Source organism: Nocardioides marmoriginsengisoli (assembly GCF_003725695.1).
GTDB classification, from domain to species: domain Bacteria; phylum Actinomycetota; class Actinomycetes; order Propionibacteriales; family Nocardioidaceae; genus Marmoricola; species Marmoricola marmoriginsengisoli.
Genome location: NZ_RJSE01000007.1, coordinates 773,636 through 790,469, shown reverse-complemented (window position 1 = coordinate 790,469; position 16,834 = coordinate 773,636). Strand labels below are relative to the sequence as shown.

Sequence of the window (16,834 nt, the reverse complement as noted above, 5' to 3'; positions counted from 1 at the left end):
GCGATGCTCCGGACAAGGCGTTCGGGAGGACTGAGACGCGGGCGGTCCGGCGTACCCGACGGGCCCTCTCACCGCGGTCCCGGACCGAGCCCGAACCCGGGCGACAGTGGAGCCGAATCTGTCTTAGAGTGAGACAAATTGGTTCACCTGTCACGGAGGTGGGATGAGCACGCCGAGCACCGATTGGCTCACCGGCGGCGAGCGCCACGAGCTCGCGATCGCCCGGATCCGCGGCGCCGCCCGGGACCTGCTGACCGAGCGCGGACTCGACAAGTTCACCGCCGAGGCGGTCGCCGCGCGGGCCGGCTGCTCCCGGGCAACGCTCTACCGCCACGTCGGCGGGAAGAGCGCGCTGCTGGCGATGGTGCTGGCCGACGCCGCGTCCCGGGTCGGCGACCGGGTCGAGGAGAAGCTGCGCGGGATCTCCGGACCGGAGCGGGTCGTCGAGGCGATCCTGGTCTCGGTCGCGGCGGTCCGTGCCGACCGGGCGCTGGCCGCCTGGTTCGGAAGCCGCCGCAACTCCTTCGCCGACGACTACCTGCGCGGCTCCGCGGAGCTGACCTCGGTCGCGTCCGCGCTCACCGGCCTCCCGGCCACCGACGCCCTGGGCGCCCAGTGGGTGGTGCGGGTCGTGCTGATGCTGCTGGCCTGGCCGGCCCAGGACGCCGCGACCGAGCGGGCGCTGGTGACGGCGTACGTCGCGCCGGCCTTCGGTCGGGCATGATGGCGACGATGGATTTCGAGTTCGAGGGCCCGGTCGTCGAGTGGCGCGGTCCGGCGCCGTACTACTTCCTGCGCGTGCCGGAGGAGGAGAGCGCGGACATCAAGTTCGCCGCCAAGGGACTGGAGTACTGGGGCCAGGTCCCCGTGATCGCGCGGATCGGCGACACCGAGTTCAGCACCGCGCTGTTCCCGAAGGACGGCCGCTACCTGATCCCGTTGAAGAGCGCCGTCCGCAAGGAGGCCGGGATCGAACCCGACCAGGTGCTGGCGGTTGCCCTGAACGTCGGCCGGCCCTAGGCGGTCCCCGGCCGCGCGACCACCTCGAACCAGCGGATCCGGCCGTCGATCGTCCCGGACCCGAAGTGGTCGAGCAGCGCCTGCTCGGCGATCCCGGTCGCGGTCGCGACGTCCAGCGTCGGATGCCGGGCGAGCTCTCCGCTCCACGGCGTGCCCTGGCAGAACGCGACCGCCGCGTCCGCCGCGGTGGTGACGCCGATGCCGTCGACCGCAACGATCTCCACGTCGGTCATCCCCGCCACCGCGAGGTCGGCCCGGATCCGGTCGGGGTCGAAGTACCCGTGCGGGGTGCGGCTCATGAACCGGGGCGGATCGGCGGGCGCCGCCAGCGCCATCGCGGACTCGATCACGTAGGTGACCTCGTTGTTCTCGATCCGGTCCCAGACGTTGAGGACGAAGGTGCCGCCCGGAGCGAGCACCCGGCCCGCCTCCCGGTAGCCGGCGCTTCGGTTCGGGAAGAACATCGCGCCGAACTGGCAGACGACCACGTCGAACGACCCGTCCTCGAACGGCAGGTCCAGCGCATCCGCCTGCTGCCACCGGACCCTTGCGGCAGTCCTCGTGGCGGCGGCATCCAGCATCGGCTGGTTCAAGTCGGTGGCCGTGATCCGCGCGTCCGGGCACTGCTGCACCAGCGCCCGGGTCAGCACTCCGGTCCCGGCGGCGGTCTCGAGGATCGTCCGCGGCGAGGTCGCCGCGACGACGCCGGCCAGCCGGGTCGCCGGCCCCTGGAAGATCATCGGGACCAGCAGGCGCTCGTACAGGTCGGGGATCGATCCCCCGAACTGCGCGTCACCGCTGGACCGCCGATCGTCCATCCTGCGAACCTACTCCCGTTCGCCGGTCACGCACACCCGCCGGGAACGCTCAGGCCTTCTCCACCGTCAGCACCAGGTCGCCGCCGTCGACCTGCTGGGGGCCGCTGAGCGCCACCCGCCCGACCCGGCCCGCGATCGGGGTGGTGATCGACGCTTCCATCTTCATCGCCTCGATGGTGGCCACCGTCGCACCGGCCTCGACCAGGTCGCCCGCCGAGACCACCGTGGTGACCACGCCCCCGAAGGGCGCGGCGATCTGACCCGGAACGTTCGCGTCGGCGCGCTCCTGGGCCGGTGCCGCGGCGGCGACGCCGCGATCGCGGGCCGGGATCGGGCGGAGCTGCCCGTTGATCGTGCACATCACCGTGCGGATGCCGCGCTCGTCCGGCTCGGTCACCGACTGGAGGCCGAGGTGCAAGGTCTTGCCCGCCTCGATCTCGACCTCGTGCACCTCGCCCGGGCGCAGCCCGTAGAGGTAGTCCCGGGTCGCGAGCGCGGTCAGGTCGCCGTAGTTCGCCCGGGATTCCGCGAAGTCCCGGGTCGGCCCCGGGAAGAGCAGCCGGTTGAGCGTCCGGCGCCGGTCCACGGCCAGACCGCGGCGCTCCTCGTCGGTCAGCGCCGCGACCGGGGCCGGCCGGTTCCGCCCGGCGAGGGCCTTCGTCCGGAACGGCTCCGGCCACCCTCCCGGCGGGTCGCCGAGCTCGCCGGCGAGGAACCCGATCACCGAGTCCGGTACGTCGAACCGCCCCGGTTCGGCGGCGAACTCCGCCGGGTCGGCCCCGACCGCGACCAGGTGCAGCGCGAGATCGCCGACCACCTTGGAGCTGGGGGTGACCTTGACGATGTTGCCGAGGATGTCGTCGGCCGCGGCGTACAGCTCCTCGACCTGCTCGAACCGGTCACCGAGCCCGAGCGCGATCGCCTGCTGCCGCAGGTTCGACAGCTGGCCGCCGGGGATCTCGTGCCGGTAGACCCGCCCGGTCGGCGCCGGCAGGCCGGACTCGAACGGCCGGTAGAGCCGCCGGGTCGCTTCCCAGTACGGCTCGAGGTCGCACACCTCGGTCAGGTCCAGCCCGGTCGCCCGCGCGGTGTGGTCCGTCGCCGCGACCAGCGCCGAGAGCGACGGCTGCGAGGTCGTTCCGGCCATCGCCGCGGAGGCCGCGTCGACCGCGTCCACCCCGGCATCGATCGCGGCCAGCAGGGTCGCGAGCTGACCGCCAGCGGTGTCGTGGGTGTGCAGGTGGACCGGGAGGTCGAACTCGCTGCGGAGCGCGCCGACCAGGGTCCGGGCGGCCGGCGCGCGAAGCAGGCCGGCCATGTCCTTGATCGCCAGCACGTGCGCCCCGGCGTCGACGATGCGCCGCGCCAGGCCGAGGTAGTAGTCCAGCGTGTAGAGCGACTCGGCCGGATCGGACAGGTCGCCGGTGTAGCAGAGCGCGACCTCCGCCACCGCGGTCCCGGTGGCGCGCACGGCCTCGATCGCGGGGCGCATCTGCTCGACGTCGTTGAGCGCGTCGAAGATCCGGAACACGTCGATCCCGGTCGCCGTCGCCTCCTCCACGAAGGCCTGGGTGACCTCGGTCGGGTACGGCGTGTAGCCCACGGTGTTGCGCCCCCGCAGCAGCATCTGCAGGCAGAGGTTCGGCACCGCGGCGCGCAGTGCCTCCAGCCGCTCCCACGGATCCTCGGCCAGGAACCGGAGCCCGACGTCGTACGTCGCCCCGCCCCAGCACTCCACCGACCACAGCTGCGGCGTGTTCGCGGCCACGTGGCCGGCCACGTCGAGCAGGTCCCGGGTCCGGACCCGGGTCGCCAGCAGCGACTGGTGCGCGTCCCGGAAGGTGGTGTCGGTGACCGCGACCGCCTCCTGGTCGCGCAGCGCCCGGGCGAACCGCTCGGGTCCGAGCTCGAGGAGCAGCTGCCGCGACCCGGGGACCGGCGGCCCGGAGAGCGCGGGCAGCTTGGAGGTCGGCTCGGTGGTGCTCGGCAGGTCGCCGTACGGGCGGTTCACGGTGACGTCGGCCAGGTAGGTGAGCAGCTTCGTCCCGCGGTCCGCGCTCGACCGGGCACGGAGCAGCCCCGGGTGCGTCTCGATGAACCCGGTCGTCGCGCGCCCGGCCCGGAAGTCGGGGTCGTCCAGGACCGCCTGCAGGAACGGGATGTTGGTCGCCACGCCGCGGATCCTGAACTCGGCGACCGCGCGCCGCGCCCGGGCGACCGCCGCGGTGAAGTCGCGGCCGCGGCAGGTCAGCTTGGTGAGCATCGAGTCGAAGTGCGCGGAGACCTCGGCACCGGTGTACGTCGTGCCGCCGTCCAGCCGGATCCCGGCTCCGCCGGGCGACCGGTACGTCGTGATCACCCCGGTGTCCGGGCGGAAGCCGTTCGCCGGATCCTCGGTGGTGATCCGGCACTGCAGCGCGGTGCCGCGCAGCCGCACCGACTCCTGGGTCAGGCCCAGGTCGGCCAGGGACTCGCCGGACGCGATCCGGAGCTGGGCCTGGACCAGGTCGACGTCGGTGACCTCCTCGGTCACGGTGTGCTCGACCTGGATCCGCGGGTTCATCTCGATGAATACGTAGTCGCCGGCCGGGTCGAGCAGGAACTCCACGGTGCCGGCGTTGACGTAGCCGATCTCGCGCGCGAACCGGACCGCGTCGGCACAGATCCGGTCGCGCACCTCCGGGTCCAGGTTCGGCGCCGGCGCGATCTCGACGACCTTCTGGTGCCGGCGCTGGACCGAGCAGTCCCGCTCGAAGAGGTGGATCACCTCGCCGTGCGCGTCCGCCAGGATCTGCACCTCGATGTGCCGCGGATCCACGACGGCCTGCTCCACGAACACGGTCGGGTCGCCGAACGCCGCACTGCCCTCGCGCATGCAGGTCTCGATCGCCTCGCGCAGGTCGGCGACGCGCTCGACCCGGCGCATCCCGCGGCCCCCGCCGCCGGCGACGGCCTTGACGAAGACCGGGAACGGCAGCGCCGAGGCCGCCTCGACCAGCGCGTCCACGTCGGTGCCCGGATCGATACCGCGCAACGTCGGTACGCCGGCAGCGCGCGCCGCGGCGATCGCCCGGGCCTTGTTGCCGGTCAGGGTCAGGATCTCGGCCGGCGGACCGACGAAGGTGATGCCCGCGGCCGTGCAGGCCTCGGCGAGCTCCGGGTTCTCCGAGAGGAACCCGTACCCGGGGTAGACGGCGTCGGCACCGGCCTCCACCGCCGTCCGCACCATCAGCGCGGCGTCGAGGTACGCCCGCACCGGGTGCCCGCGCTCGCCGACCTGGTAGGCCTCGTCCGCCTTGAGCCGGTGGTCGGAGCCGCGGTCCTCCCACGGGAACACGGCGACCGTCTCCGCGCCGAGCTCGTACGCCGACCGGAACGCGCGGATCGCGATCTCGCCTCGGTTCGCCACCAGGACCTTGTTGAACATCGCTCAACTCCTCGGCTCGACGAGCACGACCACGAGCCGGCGCGGGCCGTGCACGCCCTCGACCCTGATCAGCTCGATGTCGCTGGTCGCGGACGGGCCGCTGATCCAGGTGGTCACCGGCTGCCCCGCGACCGCCTCGATGGCGGCGGGCACGTCGGCGAGGACCTGCTCGGCCGCGACCACGCAGACGTGCAGGTCGGGGACCAGGGAGAGGGCCCGCCGGCCCTGGCCGGGACCGTGGGTCAGGACGATGGTGCCGGTCTCGGCGACGGCCGCCGCGGCCAGCGTGACCACGCCCTCGATCGCGTCGAGCTCGCGCGCACCGAGACCGTCGTCGACCAGCGCGCCGTCGACGTCGAACCCGAGACCCTCGGGCACCACCACGCCGGCGACCCCGGTCAGTGCCGACCCCACGGAGCCGGCGACCTCGTCCGGCCGGCAGCGGACCACCTCGGCGCGGTAGTCGCGCACCCGCTCGACGAACAGGTCCACGTCCGCGGGGCGACCCGCCGCGGGCCGGTGCCGCGCGGCCCGCGGAGCCCGATCGGTGCCGGCCAGCGCCCGTCGTACCGCGGCGAGGACGGCGTCGCGCGCCGGGTTCGTTCCTGAGCTCTCCCCGGGGCTCATCCGCGTCCTCCGGTGCGCTTCCACCAGGCCCGGAACGGCTCCCGCGCGGGCTGCGGCAGGTCCCGCTCGCGGGTCCATCCCTTGCCGGGACCGGGGAGACGCCGGCCGCGGAGGTCGAGACGCCCGACCAGGCCCGCGATCCGTTCCGCACGACGGACCTTCCGTGCCGAGCCGAGCGTGCGCGCCGCCGCCTTCATCGCGAGCGCCTCACCTCCGGGCACGCCCCCGCGACGGGCATCCACCACCTGCGCACGCAGGTCGACCAGGATGCTCGGGATGTCGATCAGCACCGGGCAGGCCTCGAAGCAGGCGCCGCACAGCGTCGAGGCGTACGGCAGCGAGTCGGTCTGCTCGTCGTGCCCGGGCCCCTGGAGCAACGGGTTCAGGATCGCGCCGATCGGACCGGGGTAGACCGACCCGTAGGCGTGCCCTCCCGTGCGCTCGTAGACCGGGCAGACGTTCAGGCAGGCCGAGCAGCGGATGCAGCGGAGGGCCTGGCGACCGACCTCGTCGGCGAGTGCCCGGGTGCGGCCGTTGTCGAGCAGGACGACGTGCACCTCCTGCGGCCCGTCGCCGGGGACGACCCCGGTCCAGGTCGACGTGTACGGGTTCATCCGCTCCCCCGTCGAGGACCGCGGCAGCAGCTGCAGGAACACCTCGAGGTCCGACCAGGTCGGCACCACCTTCTCGATGCCGACGACCGAGATCAGCACCTCCGGCAGGGTCAGGCACATCCGGCCGTTGCCCTCGGACTCCACGACGACCAGCGCGCCGGAGTCGGCGACGGCGAAGTTGGCACCGGAGACGGCGACCTTGGCGCGGAGGAACTTCTCCCGCAGGTGCAGCCGGGCGGCCTCGGCCAGCCGTGCCGGGTCGTCGGTCAGGTCGGCCGGCGCCGGGCGGCCGACGCCGCCCATCTCGCGCAGGAAGATCTCCCGGATCTCGGCCCGGTTGCGATGGATCGCCGGCACCAGGATGTGGCTGGGCAGGTCGTCGCCGAGCTGCACGATCAGCTCGGCGAGGTCGGTCTCCCAGGCCGCGATGCCGTCAGCGGCGAGCGCCTCGTTGAGGCCGATCTCCTGGGTGACCATCGACTTGATCTTCAGCACCTCCTCGACCCGGTGCGACCGGGCGATCCCGGAGACGATCCGGCAGGCCTCCGCGGCGTCGCGCGCCCAGTGCACCGTGGCACCGGCCGCCTGCAGGTTCCGCTCGAGCTCGACCAGGTGCTCGTCGAGGTGCAGCAACACCTCGTCCTTGATCGCCGCACCCGCCCGACGCAAGTCCTCCCACCCCTCGACCTCACCGACCACCGCGAGCCGCTTCGCCCGGATCGTCCCGGTGGCGTGCGCCAGGTTGGTGCGCAGCTGGGCGTTCCGCAACGCTTCCGCCGCCGCCTCGGGGAAGGCCGGCATCCCCACGAAGGTCCCGCTCACGAGCCGGCCTCGGTCGCCGCGAGCACGTCGGCCAGGTGCAGCGCCCGGATCCCGGAGCCCTGGCGTCCGAGCAGGCCGCCGAGGTGCATCAGGCAGGACCGGTCGCCGGCCACGAGCACCTCGGCACCGGTCTCCTGCACCTGTCGCACCTTGTCCGTGCCCATCGCCACCGACACCTCGGAGTTCTTGACGGCGAAGGTGCCGCCGAAACCGCAGCACTGCTCCGCCGCCGGGAGGTCGACCAGCGTCAACCCGCGCACCGCCTCGAGCAGCCGGGTCGGACGGTCGCCGACACCGAGCATCCGCAGCGAGTGGCAGGTCGGGTGGTAGGCGACGGTGTGCGGGAAGTAGGCGCCGACGTCCACGACGCCGAGCACGTCGACGAGGAACTCGGAGAGCTCGTAGACCCGGGGCGAGAGCTCGGCGACCCGGTCGGCGAGCGTCGCATCTCCGGAGCGGGCGGCGACCAGCCGGTGCTGGTGCCGGACCGAGCCGGCGCACGATCCGGACGGGGCCACCACGGCGTCGTACCCGGCGAACGCCTCGACGAAGGTGCGCACCACCGGGACCGCCTCGTCGAGGTAGCCGGTGTTGATCATCGGCTGGGCGCAACAGGTCTGCGCCTCCGGGAAGTCGACCTCGACCCCGAGCCGGCGCAGCAGCCGCACGACGTTCCGGCCGGTCTCCGGGTACAGCGCGTCGTTCAGACAGGTCACCAGGAGGGCTACTCGAGTCATCGGAGCTCCTTGGGTCGGATCGATGCCTGAGGCTAGACATCGGATGTTTCATCTGTCAACATCGAGGCCATACGCGGAACACGTCCGCTTGATCAGGCGTTGTTCTCTGTAAAGATCGAATCTCTAGTCGTGGAGGTAGTCGCATGAAGTTCGCTCGACTGGGCCCGGCGGGCCACGAGCAGCCGGTCGTCGTCCGCGAGGACGCCGTCTACAGCCTGGCCGGACTGGTCGCCGACATCAACGCCGACTTCTGGGAGACCGACGGCCCCGCTCGCGTCCGCGCGGCCCTGGAGGCCGGCACGCTGCCCGTCGTCGAGGACGCCGACCGGCTGCGGATCGGCTCGCCGATCGCCCGGCCCGGAGCGATCGTCTGCATCGGGATGAACTACGCGGCGCACGCGGCCGAGTCGGGCGCCGAGCCGCCGCCGGTCCCGGTGATCTTCTTCAAGGCCCCCAACACGATGGCCGGACCGAACGACCCGGTGACCATCCCCAAGGGCAGCACCAAGACCGACTGGGAGGTCGAGCTCGGCATCGTGATCGGCAAGCGCGCCTCCTACCTCGACTCCCCCGCGGACAGCCTCGAGCACGTCGCCGGCTTCGTGGTCGCCAACGACCTCTCCGAGCGCGCCTTCCAGCTCGACCTGTCCGGCGGTCAGTGGAGCAAGGGCAAGATCGCGCCCGGGTTCAGCCCGCTCGGTCCGTGGCTGGTCACCCCGGACGAGGTCGAGCACCAGAAGCTCGGCCTGCGCAGCTTCGTCAACGGCGAGCCGCGGCAGGACTCGACCACGGCCGACCAGCTCTTCGACGTCGCTCACGTGATCCACCACCTGAGCCAGTTCATGGCCCTGGACCCGGGCGACCTCGTCCTGACCGGGACCCCGGAGGGGGTGGCCCTCTCCGGCCGCTTCCCGTACCTCGTCCCCGGTGACGTCGTCGAGATCGAGATCGACGGACTCGGCCGCCAGCGCCAGGAGTACCTCGCGTACGACGCCGGCCGATGAGCGAGCTCGACGGCCTGGCCGCGATCGTCACCGGCGGCGGCTCGGGGATCGGCGCCGCCGTCTGCACGGCGCTGCTCGCCCGCGGTGCCCGGGTCGCCGCGCTCGACCTCGACCCGTCGTACGGTCCGGACGGGGTGCTGCCGGTCCGCGCGGACGTGACCGACGACGACAGCGTCCGGCAGGCGGTGGCCGAGGTCGTCGACGAGTTCGGGCGCCTCGACGTCGTGGTGAACAACGCCGGGATCGGCGCCCAGGGCACCATCGAGTCCCACCCCGACGCCCTCTGGCACCAGGTGTACGACGTCAACGTGCTCGGCATCGTCCGGGTGACCCGGGCAGCGCTCCCGCACCTGCGCCGGTCGCCGGCCGCCGCGGTGGTCAACATCGCCTCGGTCGCCGCGACCACCGGACTGCCCGAACGGGCGCTGTACGCGGCGACCAAGGGGGCCGTCCAGGCGCTCACGCTCGCGATGGCCGCGGACCACCTGCGCGAGGGGATCCGGGTGAACTGCGTCAACCCGGGGACCACGGACACGCCCTGGGTGCAGCGGCTGCTGGACACCGCCGCCGACCCAGCCGCCGAGCGGGCCGCGCTCGACGCCCGCCAGCCGCACGGCCGCCTGGTCCGCGCCGACGAGATCGCCGGAGCGGTGGCCTACCTGGCCGGCCCCGGCTCGGGCTCGACGGCCGGGACGACGCTGGCCGTCGACGGCGGCATGGCTACGCTGCGACTCCGACCCGCCACCTGACCCGGCCCGGCACCTGCCGGCAACCTGACGCTCCGGAGAAAGGGGAGACCGATGGCCCTCACCGACGACGCGATCGAGAAGATCAAGGCGATGATCATCGACGGCAGCCTGAAGCCGGGGGACCGTCTCCCCCGCGAGGCCGACCTGGCCGAGCAGCTCGGCATCTCGCGAGGCTCCCTCCGCGAAGCCGTGCGCGCCCTCTCGATGATGCGGATCATCGACGTCCGCCAGGGCGACGGCACCTACGTCTCCGGCCTCACTCCCGAGATCCTGCTGGAGACGATGGCCTTCGTCATCGACTTCCACCAGGACGCCAGCATCCTCGACCTGTTCGAGGTCCGCCGCGCCCTCGAGCCGATGGCCGCGGAGAAGGCGGCCCGGCTGATGACCGACGACGAGACCGCGCGCCTGCTCGCGCTGGTCGACGAGATCGGGCCGGACTCCTCGATCGAGGACCTGGTCGCCAACGACCTTGAGTTCCACCACCGGATCGCCGAGGCGTCGGGCAACGCGGTGCTGTGCTCCTTCATCGACGGCGTGTCCGGCAGGACCCAGCGGGCCCGGATCTGGCGGGGCGTCACCCAGCAGGACGCGCTCGAGCAGACGCAGCGCGAGCACCGCGCGATCGCCCGGGCGATCGGCGACCGGCAGCCCAGCATCGCCGCCGCGTACTCGCTCGCGCACGTGGCCGGGATCGAGGGCTGGATCCGCCAGAACCTCGCCGAGCAGGACTAGGCGCTCCACGACGACCTAGCCGAAACGCGTCGCGTTCGCGAGGTCGTGCAGGGCGACCGCGTGGTCGCACTCCGCCCGGTAGCGCTGTATCGCCCGGCGGCAGCCGGCGACGTCCTCGGCGATGCCGATCGGCACGCCGTTGTCGAGGTCGGCCTGCAGGAACGCCGTCTCCAGCAGGCCGACGACGCCCTCGGCGGTCCGGACCCGGACACCGGCAGAGCCGGGATGGTGCCCGCCGGTCGCCTCGAACGTCACCCCCGGTACGACGACCACCGGTTCGTCGACCAGCCGCAGCCGGCCCTGGATCGCGAGCGTGCGGAGCGAGCGCCAGGAACGCTCGGTGAAGTAGAACTCCGGAGCCGGGTGCCCGGGCGGACCGCCCAGCAGCTCGTCGACGCCGCCGCGCGCCAGGTAGAACGTCGCGTTCGGGAGCAGCTCCGCGTCGAGGCCGCCGGAGTGGTACGTCACCGTCTGGGTGACCAGCGCGAAGTCCACGTCGGCGCCGTCCAGGCCGGCGGACCGCAGCAGCTCGGGCAGCAGCACGACGTCCCGGAACCCGTCGCCGAAGACCCGGTTCGAGTCGCTGATCGCCTGCGCGTCGGCGGCGTCCAGCGGGAGGCCCAGGTCGATCAGGCCGACGGTCGCGCCGTCGGTCACGATCCAGACGTAGAACCCGAGGTCCTGGAGCGACGTGTCGTGGGCGCCGAAGGTGGTCGCCCACCGCGGCGTCGGCAGCACCCCGACCGGGAGCGCCCGGAGCCGCCAGACCCGGTCCTCGCCGGCACCTCCGGCAGCGCCGGGATCAGGCATCCGGCACCATCCAGGAGTCCGAGGTGGCGGCGCGCTCGGCGGCGAGCGCGCACTGCAGCGCCGCGCGTCCGGCCGCGATCCCGGGGAAGGGGAACCCGTCCCCGTCGACCGCGCCGGCGAAGGCACCCAGCTCGTGACCGAGCCAGTCGTCGTCCGCGTGCGACTCGGTCAGGACCCCGTCGGCCGTCGTCACCCGGAGGGTCCGGTCCTCGTCGATCTCGAGCATCCCGCGCTCGGCCTGGAGGACGAAGAGCGTGCGGGGCACCGCGTCGTACGTCCTGCCGAAGGAGAGCGAGATGCCGGCGACCAGCCCGGACCGGTAGGTCGCCGAGATCTGCGCGGACACCTCCGCGGAGCCGGGCGGGCGGACGATCCGGCAGGAGACGCCGGTCGCGTCGCTGTCGATCAGCCAGGCGATCCGGTCGAAGCTGTGGTGCGACTGCAGCTGGATCGTGCCGCCGCCCGCCGCCGCGTCCCAGTACCAGCCGGGCGTCGAGACGTAGGCCTCGATCGCGGTGTCCAGGACGAAGTACGGCAGCCCGAGCTCGCCGCCGGCGATGATCTGCTGGGCCCGCTGCCACTCGGCGCGGTAGCGGTAGCTGAAGCCGACCATCCAGACCCGGTCCGAGGCGGCGGCGAGCGCGCCGATCCGGTCGGCCTCCGCGGCCGTCGTGCACAGCGGCTTGTCGACGAGGACGTGCACCCCGGCCGCCGCGGCCGCGGCGCACGCCTCCAGGTGCAACGCGTGCGGCAGGCCGACGTAGACGGCGTCCAGATCCGGCACCGCGCACAGGTCGGCGACGCCGCCGTGGGCGCTCGCGCCGTACTCGCCGGCCAGCGACTCGGCGCGGACCCGGTCGGCGTCGGCGACCGCGACCACCTCGAACCGCCCGGTCCCGACGGCGGCCGCCGCGACCCTGCGGCCCATGATCCCCGCGCCCAGGACGCCCAGGCGGATCGTGGTTGCCATCCCCGTCACATCCCGAGGAGTTCGCCGCCGTCGACGACCAGATCGGCCATCACGATGTGCCGACTGGCCGGCGAGAGCAGGAACGCGACCGCGGCACTGATGTCCTCCGCGGTGGCGACGTGCCCGGCCGGGATCCGCGGGCGGGACGCCTCCAGCGAACCGCTGGCGAGGTCCACCACCGACTTGTGGTCGCTGGCGAGCTCGCGCATCATCTCGGTGTCGGTGGGGCCCGGCGAGACCGTGTTGATCCGCACCCCCTGGCCGGCGACCTCCATCGCCAGCACCCGGAGGCCCTGGCGCAGCGCGGCCTTGGAAGCCGAGTACGCCGCCTGGCGCATCCGCGGCATCCGCGCCGAGATCGAGGCGACCGCGACGACCGCTCCGCCGCCGTTCTCCACCATCGCCGCGGCGTAGAGCTGGGCGACGTGGAAGCAGCCGACCGTGTTGACCGAGAGCACCTCCTCGAACTCGGCCGGCGGGGTGACCAGGGCGGAGGAGCTCCGGAAGATCCCGGCAGCGATCGCGACCCGGTCGGCCTCCCGGCTCTCGGCGACCAGGTCGGCGACCGAGCTCGGCGACCCGACGTCGACGGTGCGCGCGGTGGCCTTCACCCCGCGGGCCGCCAGCTCGGCGGCGACCTGCTCGACGGCGGCGCCGTCGATGTCGGCCAGGAGAAGGGGACGATCGGGCTCGGCGCGGGCGAGATCCTCGGCGATCGCGCGCCCGATCCCACGTGCTGCGCCTACAACGACACTAAGACTCATCGGCTTACTTTCCGTAGTGAGGCCACGCCCGGGGGCGTGGTGGTGCGGGTGAGGGTGGTGCGGTTCCTGGGAGTCGGTCCGGGGCTCAGGGCGACGGCTCCCGCTGGAATCTCGGGTGCGGGTGCGCCGCCAGGAGCCCCTGGGTATAGGGGTGCTGCGGGTCCTCGAAGATCGCGCGGGTGGTCGCGAGCTCGACGAGCGCGCCGGACCGCATCACCGCGATCCGGTCGGTCAGCGCGGCCAGGACCGGCAGCTGGTGCGAGACGAAGACGATCGACAACCCCATCTCGTCGCGCAGGTCGAGGAAGAGGTTCACGATCTCGGTCTGCACCGAGACGTCCAGCGCGCTCACCGCCTCGTCGGCGACGATGATCTCCGGATCGGTCGCCAGCGCCCGGGCGATCGCCACCCGCTGGCGCTGACCGCCGCTGAGGTCGCGCGGGCGCCGGTCGGCGAACGACTCCGGCAGCCGGACCATGTCCAGCCGCTCGCGGACGAACTGCCGCGGCGCCGTCGTACCGAGCTGGCGGTGCACCCGGCCCGCCTCCAGGATCGCGTTGCCGATCGACATCCGCGGGTTCAACGAGGCGTACGGGTCCTGGAAGACCATCTGGATCCGCCGCCGGACCTCGCGCAGCTCGCGCCCGGCGAGGGCGCGCACGTCGATCCCGTCGAAGACGATCGTCCCGCCGTCCGGTTCGACCAGCCGGTTCAGACAGCGGGCGGTGGTCGACTTGCCGCTCCCGGACTCGCCCGCGATGCCGAGGATCTCGCCGCGGCCGAGGGTGAAGCCGACGTCGTCGACCGCCCGGACCGGCACCGTCTCCCGGCGTCGCGCGCGCTGGAGCAGGGACGGACGGGTCGCGAAGGTCTTCATCAGGCCCTCCACCCGGAGGATCTCCTCGCTCACGACACCTCCTGGACGACGGCCGCGACGCCGGCACCGGCGTCGTCGGCGAACGGGCACGCGGTCAGGTGGTCCCCGGCGACCGGCTCCAGGCTCATCGGGACCGAGCCGCACGCGTCCCGGGCGAACCGGCACCGCGGGGCGAACGGACAGCCGGCCTCGTAGGGCACCGACCCGAGCGGCGGACCGGGGATGGCCGGACGCCGGTACCCGGGCGGCGGCAGCGTCAGGTCCGGTACGGCGTTCAGCAGCGCCCGCGTGTACGGGTGCGCCGGCGCGCCGTAGACCTGCTCGATGGAGCCGGACTCGACCACGAAGCCGCCGTACATCACGACCACCCGGTCGCAGATCGCGGCGACGACGCCGAAGTCGTGGGAGACCAGCAGGATCGACATCCCGCGCTCGTCCCGGATCCGGCGCAGCAGCGCCAGCACCTGCGCCTGGGTCGAGACGTCCAGCGCCGTGGTCGGCTCGTCGGCGATCAGGAGCTGCGGGTCGGCAGCCATCGCCAGCGCGATCATCACCCGCTGCCGCATGCCGCCGCTGAGCTCGTGCGGGTAGGCCCGGAGCCGCTCCTCGGGCAACGGGATCTCGACCTGGGTGAGCAGCTCCACCGCGCGCCGGCGGGCCGCCTCGCGGGAGAGTCCGCCGTTGGCCCGCAGCGTCTCGATCACCTGGGTGCCGATCCGCAGCGTCGGGTTCAGCGAGGTGAACGGGTCCTGGAAGACCATCCCCACCTGGTGCGCCCGGACCTCGCGCATCTCCTTGGCCGAGAGGTCCAGCAGCTCCTGCCCGCCGAGCCGGACGTCGCCGGAGGTGATCCGGCCGCCGACCGGGATCAGCCGGAGCACCGAGCGGCAGGTCAGGCTCTTGCCGGAGCCGGACTCGCCGACCAGCCCGACGATCTCCGCCGGGTTCACCGTCAGGCTGACGTCGTGGACCGCGGTGTGCCGGCCGGCGCCGTTGCCGAAGCCGATCTCCAGGTTCTCGATCCGCAGCAGCGGAGCGTCCTGCTCGGTCATCCTCACCCCTCCCTCGTGTTGAGACCGCGACCGGTCAGGCCGTCGCCGATCAGGCCGATCCCGATGCCGAGCAGCACCAGCAGCAGGGCGGGCAGCGTGCAGATCCACCACGCGGTCAGCAGGTAGGGCTGGCCGCTGGCGATGATCGACCCGAGGTTGGCCGCGGGAGGCTGGGCGCCGAAGCCCAGGTAGGACATCGCGGCCAGCGCGACGAGGTTCGAGACCGAGTCCATCGTCGTGTAGGTCAGCCCGGAGTGCGCCACGTTCGGGAGCACGTGCCGCAGGATGATCCGGGTGTGGCTGTACCCCAGCGCGCGGGTCGCCAGGATGAACTCCTGCTCCCGCAGCGCCAGCATCTCGGCCCGCGCGATCCGGGCGTAGACGGCCCAGCCGACGGCGACGATGCCGAGGCAGACGCCCAGGGTGCCGGCTCCGATCACGGCGACGATCGCCAGCACGACGACCAGGAACGGCAGCGCGATCGCGGTGTCGGCGACCCGGGAGACGATCACGTCGGGCCAGCGGCCGAAGTAGGCGGCGACGGCACCGGCGAGGGTGCCGACGACGAACCCGATCGTGGTCACCGCGAGCACGATCAGCAGGTCCGCCCGCATCCCGTACAGCACCCGGGAGAAGACGTCGCGGCCGACGAAGTCGGTGCCCATCCAGTGCGATCCGGACGGCGGCAGCAGGCTGTCGAGGACGTTCGGGGCGTTCGGCTCGTAGGGCGCGATCACCGGCGCCAGCAGCGCGGCGAAGCCGATCACCAGCACGATCGTGGCGCCTACCTGGACCTCGCGGGGCAGGCCCTTGACCCTGCGCAGCGCGCGACTCCGCCGGCTATCCACGGGACACCGCGATCCGGACCCGCGGGTCGATGGCGGCCTGGATCAGGTCCGCGGCCAGTCCGGCGAGGATCACCACGGCGCCGGCGAGCACGGAGATCACCTGGATCGTCGGGTAGTCGCGGCGCTGCACCGCCTGGATCAGCAACGAGCCGATCCCGGGGATCTGGAAGACCTGCTCCAGGACCGCCGTACCGCCGACCAGGGCGCCGACGGAGACCGCCAGCACCGAGATCGTCGGCATCGCGGCGTTGCGCGCGGCGTGCCGGGCCACTACCCGGGTGCTGCTCAGCCCCCGGGCGGTCGCCGCCTCGGCGTACTCGGTCGACAGCTCGCGCCGCATGCTGCCGCGCAGCGTGCGGACGACGACGGCGAGCAACGAGAGCCCGAGCGCGAACGCCGGCAGGGTCGTCGAGCGGACGTGCCCGCCGAACCCGGACTCGTAGCCCAGCACCGGGAACCAGCCGAGCTGAAGCCCGAACACCAGCGCCAGCACCAGGCCCAGCCAGAACGCCGGCATCGTGAACGTGGCGGTCACCAGGATCCGGATCAGGTAGTCGACCGGACGCCCGGGCCGCACCGCCGAGATCATCGCCAGCGGCACGCCGATGACGACGGCGACCAGCAGCCCGTAGACGATCAGGAAGACGCTGGGCCCGATCCGGTCGCCGAGCAGGGAGCCGATCGACCGGTTCAGGGTGAACGACTGGCCGAAGTCACCGGTGAGGAGGTTGCCGAGGAAGGCCCCCAGCTGCGACCAGAGGGGCCGGTCGAGCCCGAGCTCGCCCCGCACCTGGTCGACGTAGTCCTGCGAGACCCGATCGCCCAGCATCGTGCGCACCGGGTCCCCGGGCACGATCTGCATGATCAGGAACGCGATCACCGCGAGGGCGACGAGCTGGACCAGGCTCGTGGAGAGGCGCCGGAGGAGGTAGCCGGTCATCGCGCACCACCTCCTCCGGT

General features: G+C 72.9%; 17 protein-coding genes. 5 read left to right on the top strand and 12 right to left on the bottom strand.

Annotation, left to right across the window (positions count from 1 at the left end):
• Positions 1-163 precede the first annotated feature (163 nt).
• Complete coding sequence (locus EFK50_RS12305; RefSeq protein WP_123227839.1) at positions 164-724, top strand: TetR/AcrR family transcriptional regulator; 561 nt, start codon at positions 164-166, stop codon at positions 722-724.
• Positions 725-732: 8 nt separating this feature from the next.
• On the top strand, positions 733-1,020 hold the full coding sequence (locus tag EFK50_RS12300) for a DUF1905 domain-containing protein (protein ID WP_123227838.1): 288 nt from the start codon (positions 733-735) through the stop codon (positions 1,018-1,020).
• Here EFK50_RS12300 and EFK50_RS12295 read toward each other — a convergent pair.
• Genes EFK50_RS12295 through EFK50_RS12275 form a run of 5 tightly spaced genes read right to left on the bottom strand, consistent with a single transcriptional unit; the run spans position 1,017 to position 8,065 of the window.
• A complete protein-coding gene (locus EFK50_RS12295; RefSeq protein WP_123227837.1) occupies positions 1,017-1,838 on the bottom strand; it encodes a class I SAM-dependent methyltransferase in 822 nt (273 codons plus the stop codon). The genes EFK50_RS12300 and EFK50_RS12295 overlap by 4 nt on opposite strands.
• A 49-nt stretch (positions 1,839-1,887) precedes the next feature.
• A complete protein-coding gene (locus tag EFK50_RS12290; protein ID WP_123227836.1) occupies positions 1,888-5,265 on the bottom strand; it encodes a pyruvate carboxylase in 3,378 nt (1,125 codons plus the stop codon).
• Between the two features lie 3 nt (positions 5,266-5,268).
• Positions 5,269-5,892, bottom strand: coding sequence for a LutC/YkgG family protein (locus EFK50_RS12285; protein WP_123227835.1), 624 nt, complete (start codon positions 5,890-5,892; stop codon positions 5,269-5,271).
• Positions 5,889-7,328 carry a lactate utilization protein B gene (locus tag EFK50_RS12280; RefSeq protein ID WP_342772430.1) on the bottom strand — a complete coding sequence of 480 codons (1,440 nt, stop codon included), beginning with the start codon at positions 7,326-7,328 and terminating at the stop codon, positions 5,889-5,891. Before EFK50_RS12280 ends, EFK50_RS12285 begins: the two co-directional genes overlap by 4 nt.
• Positions 7,325-8,065 carry a (Fe-S)-binding protein gene (locus EFK50_RS12275; protein ID WP_123227834.1) on the bottom strand — a complete coding sequence of 247 codons (741 nt, stop codon included), beginning with the start codon at positions 8,063-8,065 and terminating at the stop codon, positions 7,325-7,327. Before EFK50_RS12275 ends, EFK50_RS12280 begins: the two co-directional genes overlap by 4 nt.
• 143 nt (positions 8,066-8,208) lie before the next feature.
• Between EFK50_RS12275 and EFK50_RS12270 the strand changes: the two genes are divergently transcribed.
• The 3 genes from EFK50_RS12270 to EFK50_RS12260 are packed head-to-tail and all read left to right on the top strand — an operon-like array spanning position 8,209 to position 10,553.
• Positions 8,209-9,069: a fumarylacetoacetate hydrolase family protein gene (locus tag EFK50_RS12270; RefSeq protein WP_123227833.1), complete on the top strand. Its 861-nt coding sequence runs from the start codon at positions 8,209-8,211 to the stop codon at positions 9,067-9,069.
• Positions 9,066-9,818 carry an SDR family NAD(P)-dependent oxidoreductase gene (locus tag EFK50_RS12265; protein WP_123227832.1) on the top strand — a complete coding sequence of 251 codons (753 nt, stop codon included), beginning with the start codon at positions 9,066-9,068 and terminating at the stop codon, positions 9,816-9,818. The genes EFK50_RS12270 and EFK50_RS12265 overlap by 4 nt, the downstream gene beginning before the upstream one ends.
• A 51-nt stretch (positions 9,819-9,869) precedes the next feature.
• A complete protein-coding gene (locus EFK50_RS12260) occupies positions 9,870-10,553 on the top strand; it encodes a FadR/GntR family transcriptional regulator (RefSeq protein WP_123227831.1) in 684 nt (227 codons plus the stop codon).
• A gap of 15 nt (positions 10,554-10,568) precedes the next feature.
• Here the strand turns inward: EFK50_RS12260 and EFK50_RS12255 are convergent, their stop codons facing one another.
• The 7 genes from EFK50_RS12255 to EFK50_RS12225 all read right to left on the bottom strand — a co-directional run bounded on the left by EFK50_RS12255 (position 10,569) and on the right by EFK50_RS12225 (position 16,814).
• A complete protein-coding gene (locus tag EFK50_RS12255) occupies positions 10,569-11,363 on the bottom strand; it encodes an MBL fold metallo-hydrolase (RefSeq protein WP_123227830.1) in 795 nt (264 codons plus the stop codon).
• A complete protein-coding gene (locus EFK50_RS12250) occupies positions 11,356-12,333 on the bottom strand; it encodes a Gfo/Idh/MocA family protein (RefSeq protein ID WP_123227829.1) in 978 nt (325 codons plus the stop codon). Before EFK50_RS12250 ends, EFK50_RS12255 begins: the two co-directional genes overlap by 8 nt.
• Before the next feature lie 5 nt (positions 12,334-12,338).
• Positions 12,339-13,097 carry an SDR family NAD(P)-dependent oxidoreductase gene (locus EFK50_RS12245; RefSeq protein WP_123227828.1) on the bottom strand — a complete coding sequence of 253 codons (759 nt, stop codon included), beginning with the start codon at positions 13,095-13,097 and terminating at the stop codon, positions 12,339-12,341.
• A gap of 85 nt (positions 13,098-13,182) precedes the next feature.
• Entirely contained in the window at positions 13,183-14,007 is an 825-nt protein-coding gene (locus EFK50_RS12240) for an ATP-binding cassette domain-containing protein (protein WP_123227827.1), read from the bottom strand.
• Positions 14,004-15,026 (bottom strand): ABC transporter ATP-binding protein, encoded by a 1,023-nt coding sequence (locus tag EFK50_RS12235; RefSeq protein ID WP_123227826.1) that lies wholly within the window; start codon positions 15,024-15,026, stop codon positions 14,004-14,006. The genes EFK50_RS12240 and EFK50_RS12235 overlap by 4 nt, the downstream gene beginning before the upstream one ends.
• A gap of 2 nt (positions 15,027-15,028) precedes the next feature.
• Complete coding sequence (locus EFK50_RS12230) at positions 15,029-15,874, bottom strand: ABC transporter permease (protein WP_148046142.1); 846 nt, start codon at positions 15,872-15,874, stop codon at positions 15,029-15,031.
• Positions 15,867-16,814: an ABC transporter permease gene (locus EFK50_RS12225; protein ID WP_123227824.1), complete on the bottom strand. Its 948-nt coding sequence runs from the start codon at positions 16,812-16,814 to the stop codon at positions 15,867-15,869. Before EFK50_RS12225 ends, EFK50_RS12230 begins: the two co-directional genes overlap by 8 nt.
• Positions 16,815-16,834: the final 20 nt, after the last annotated feature.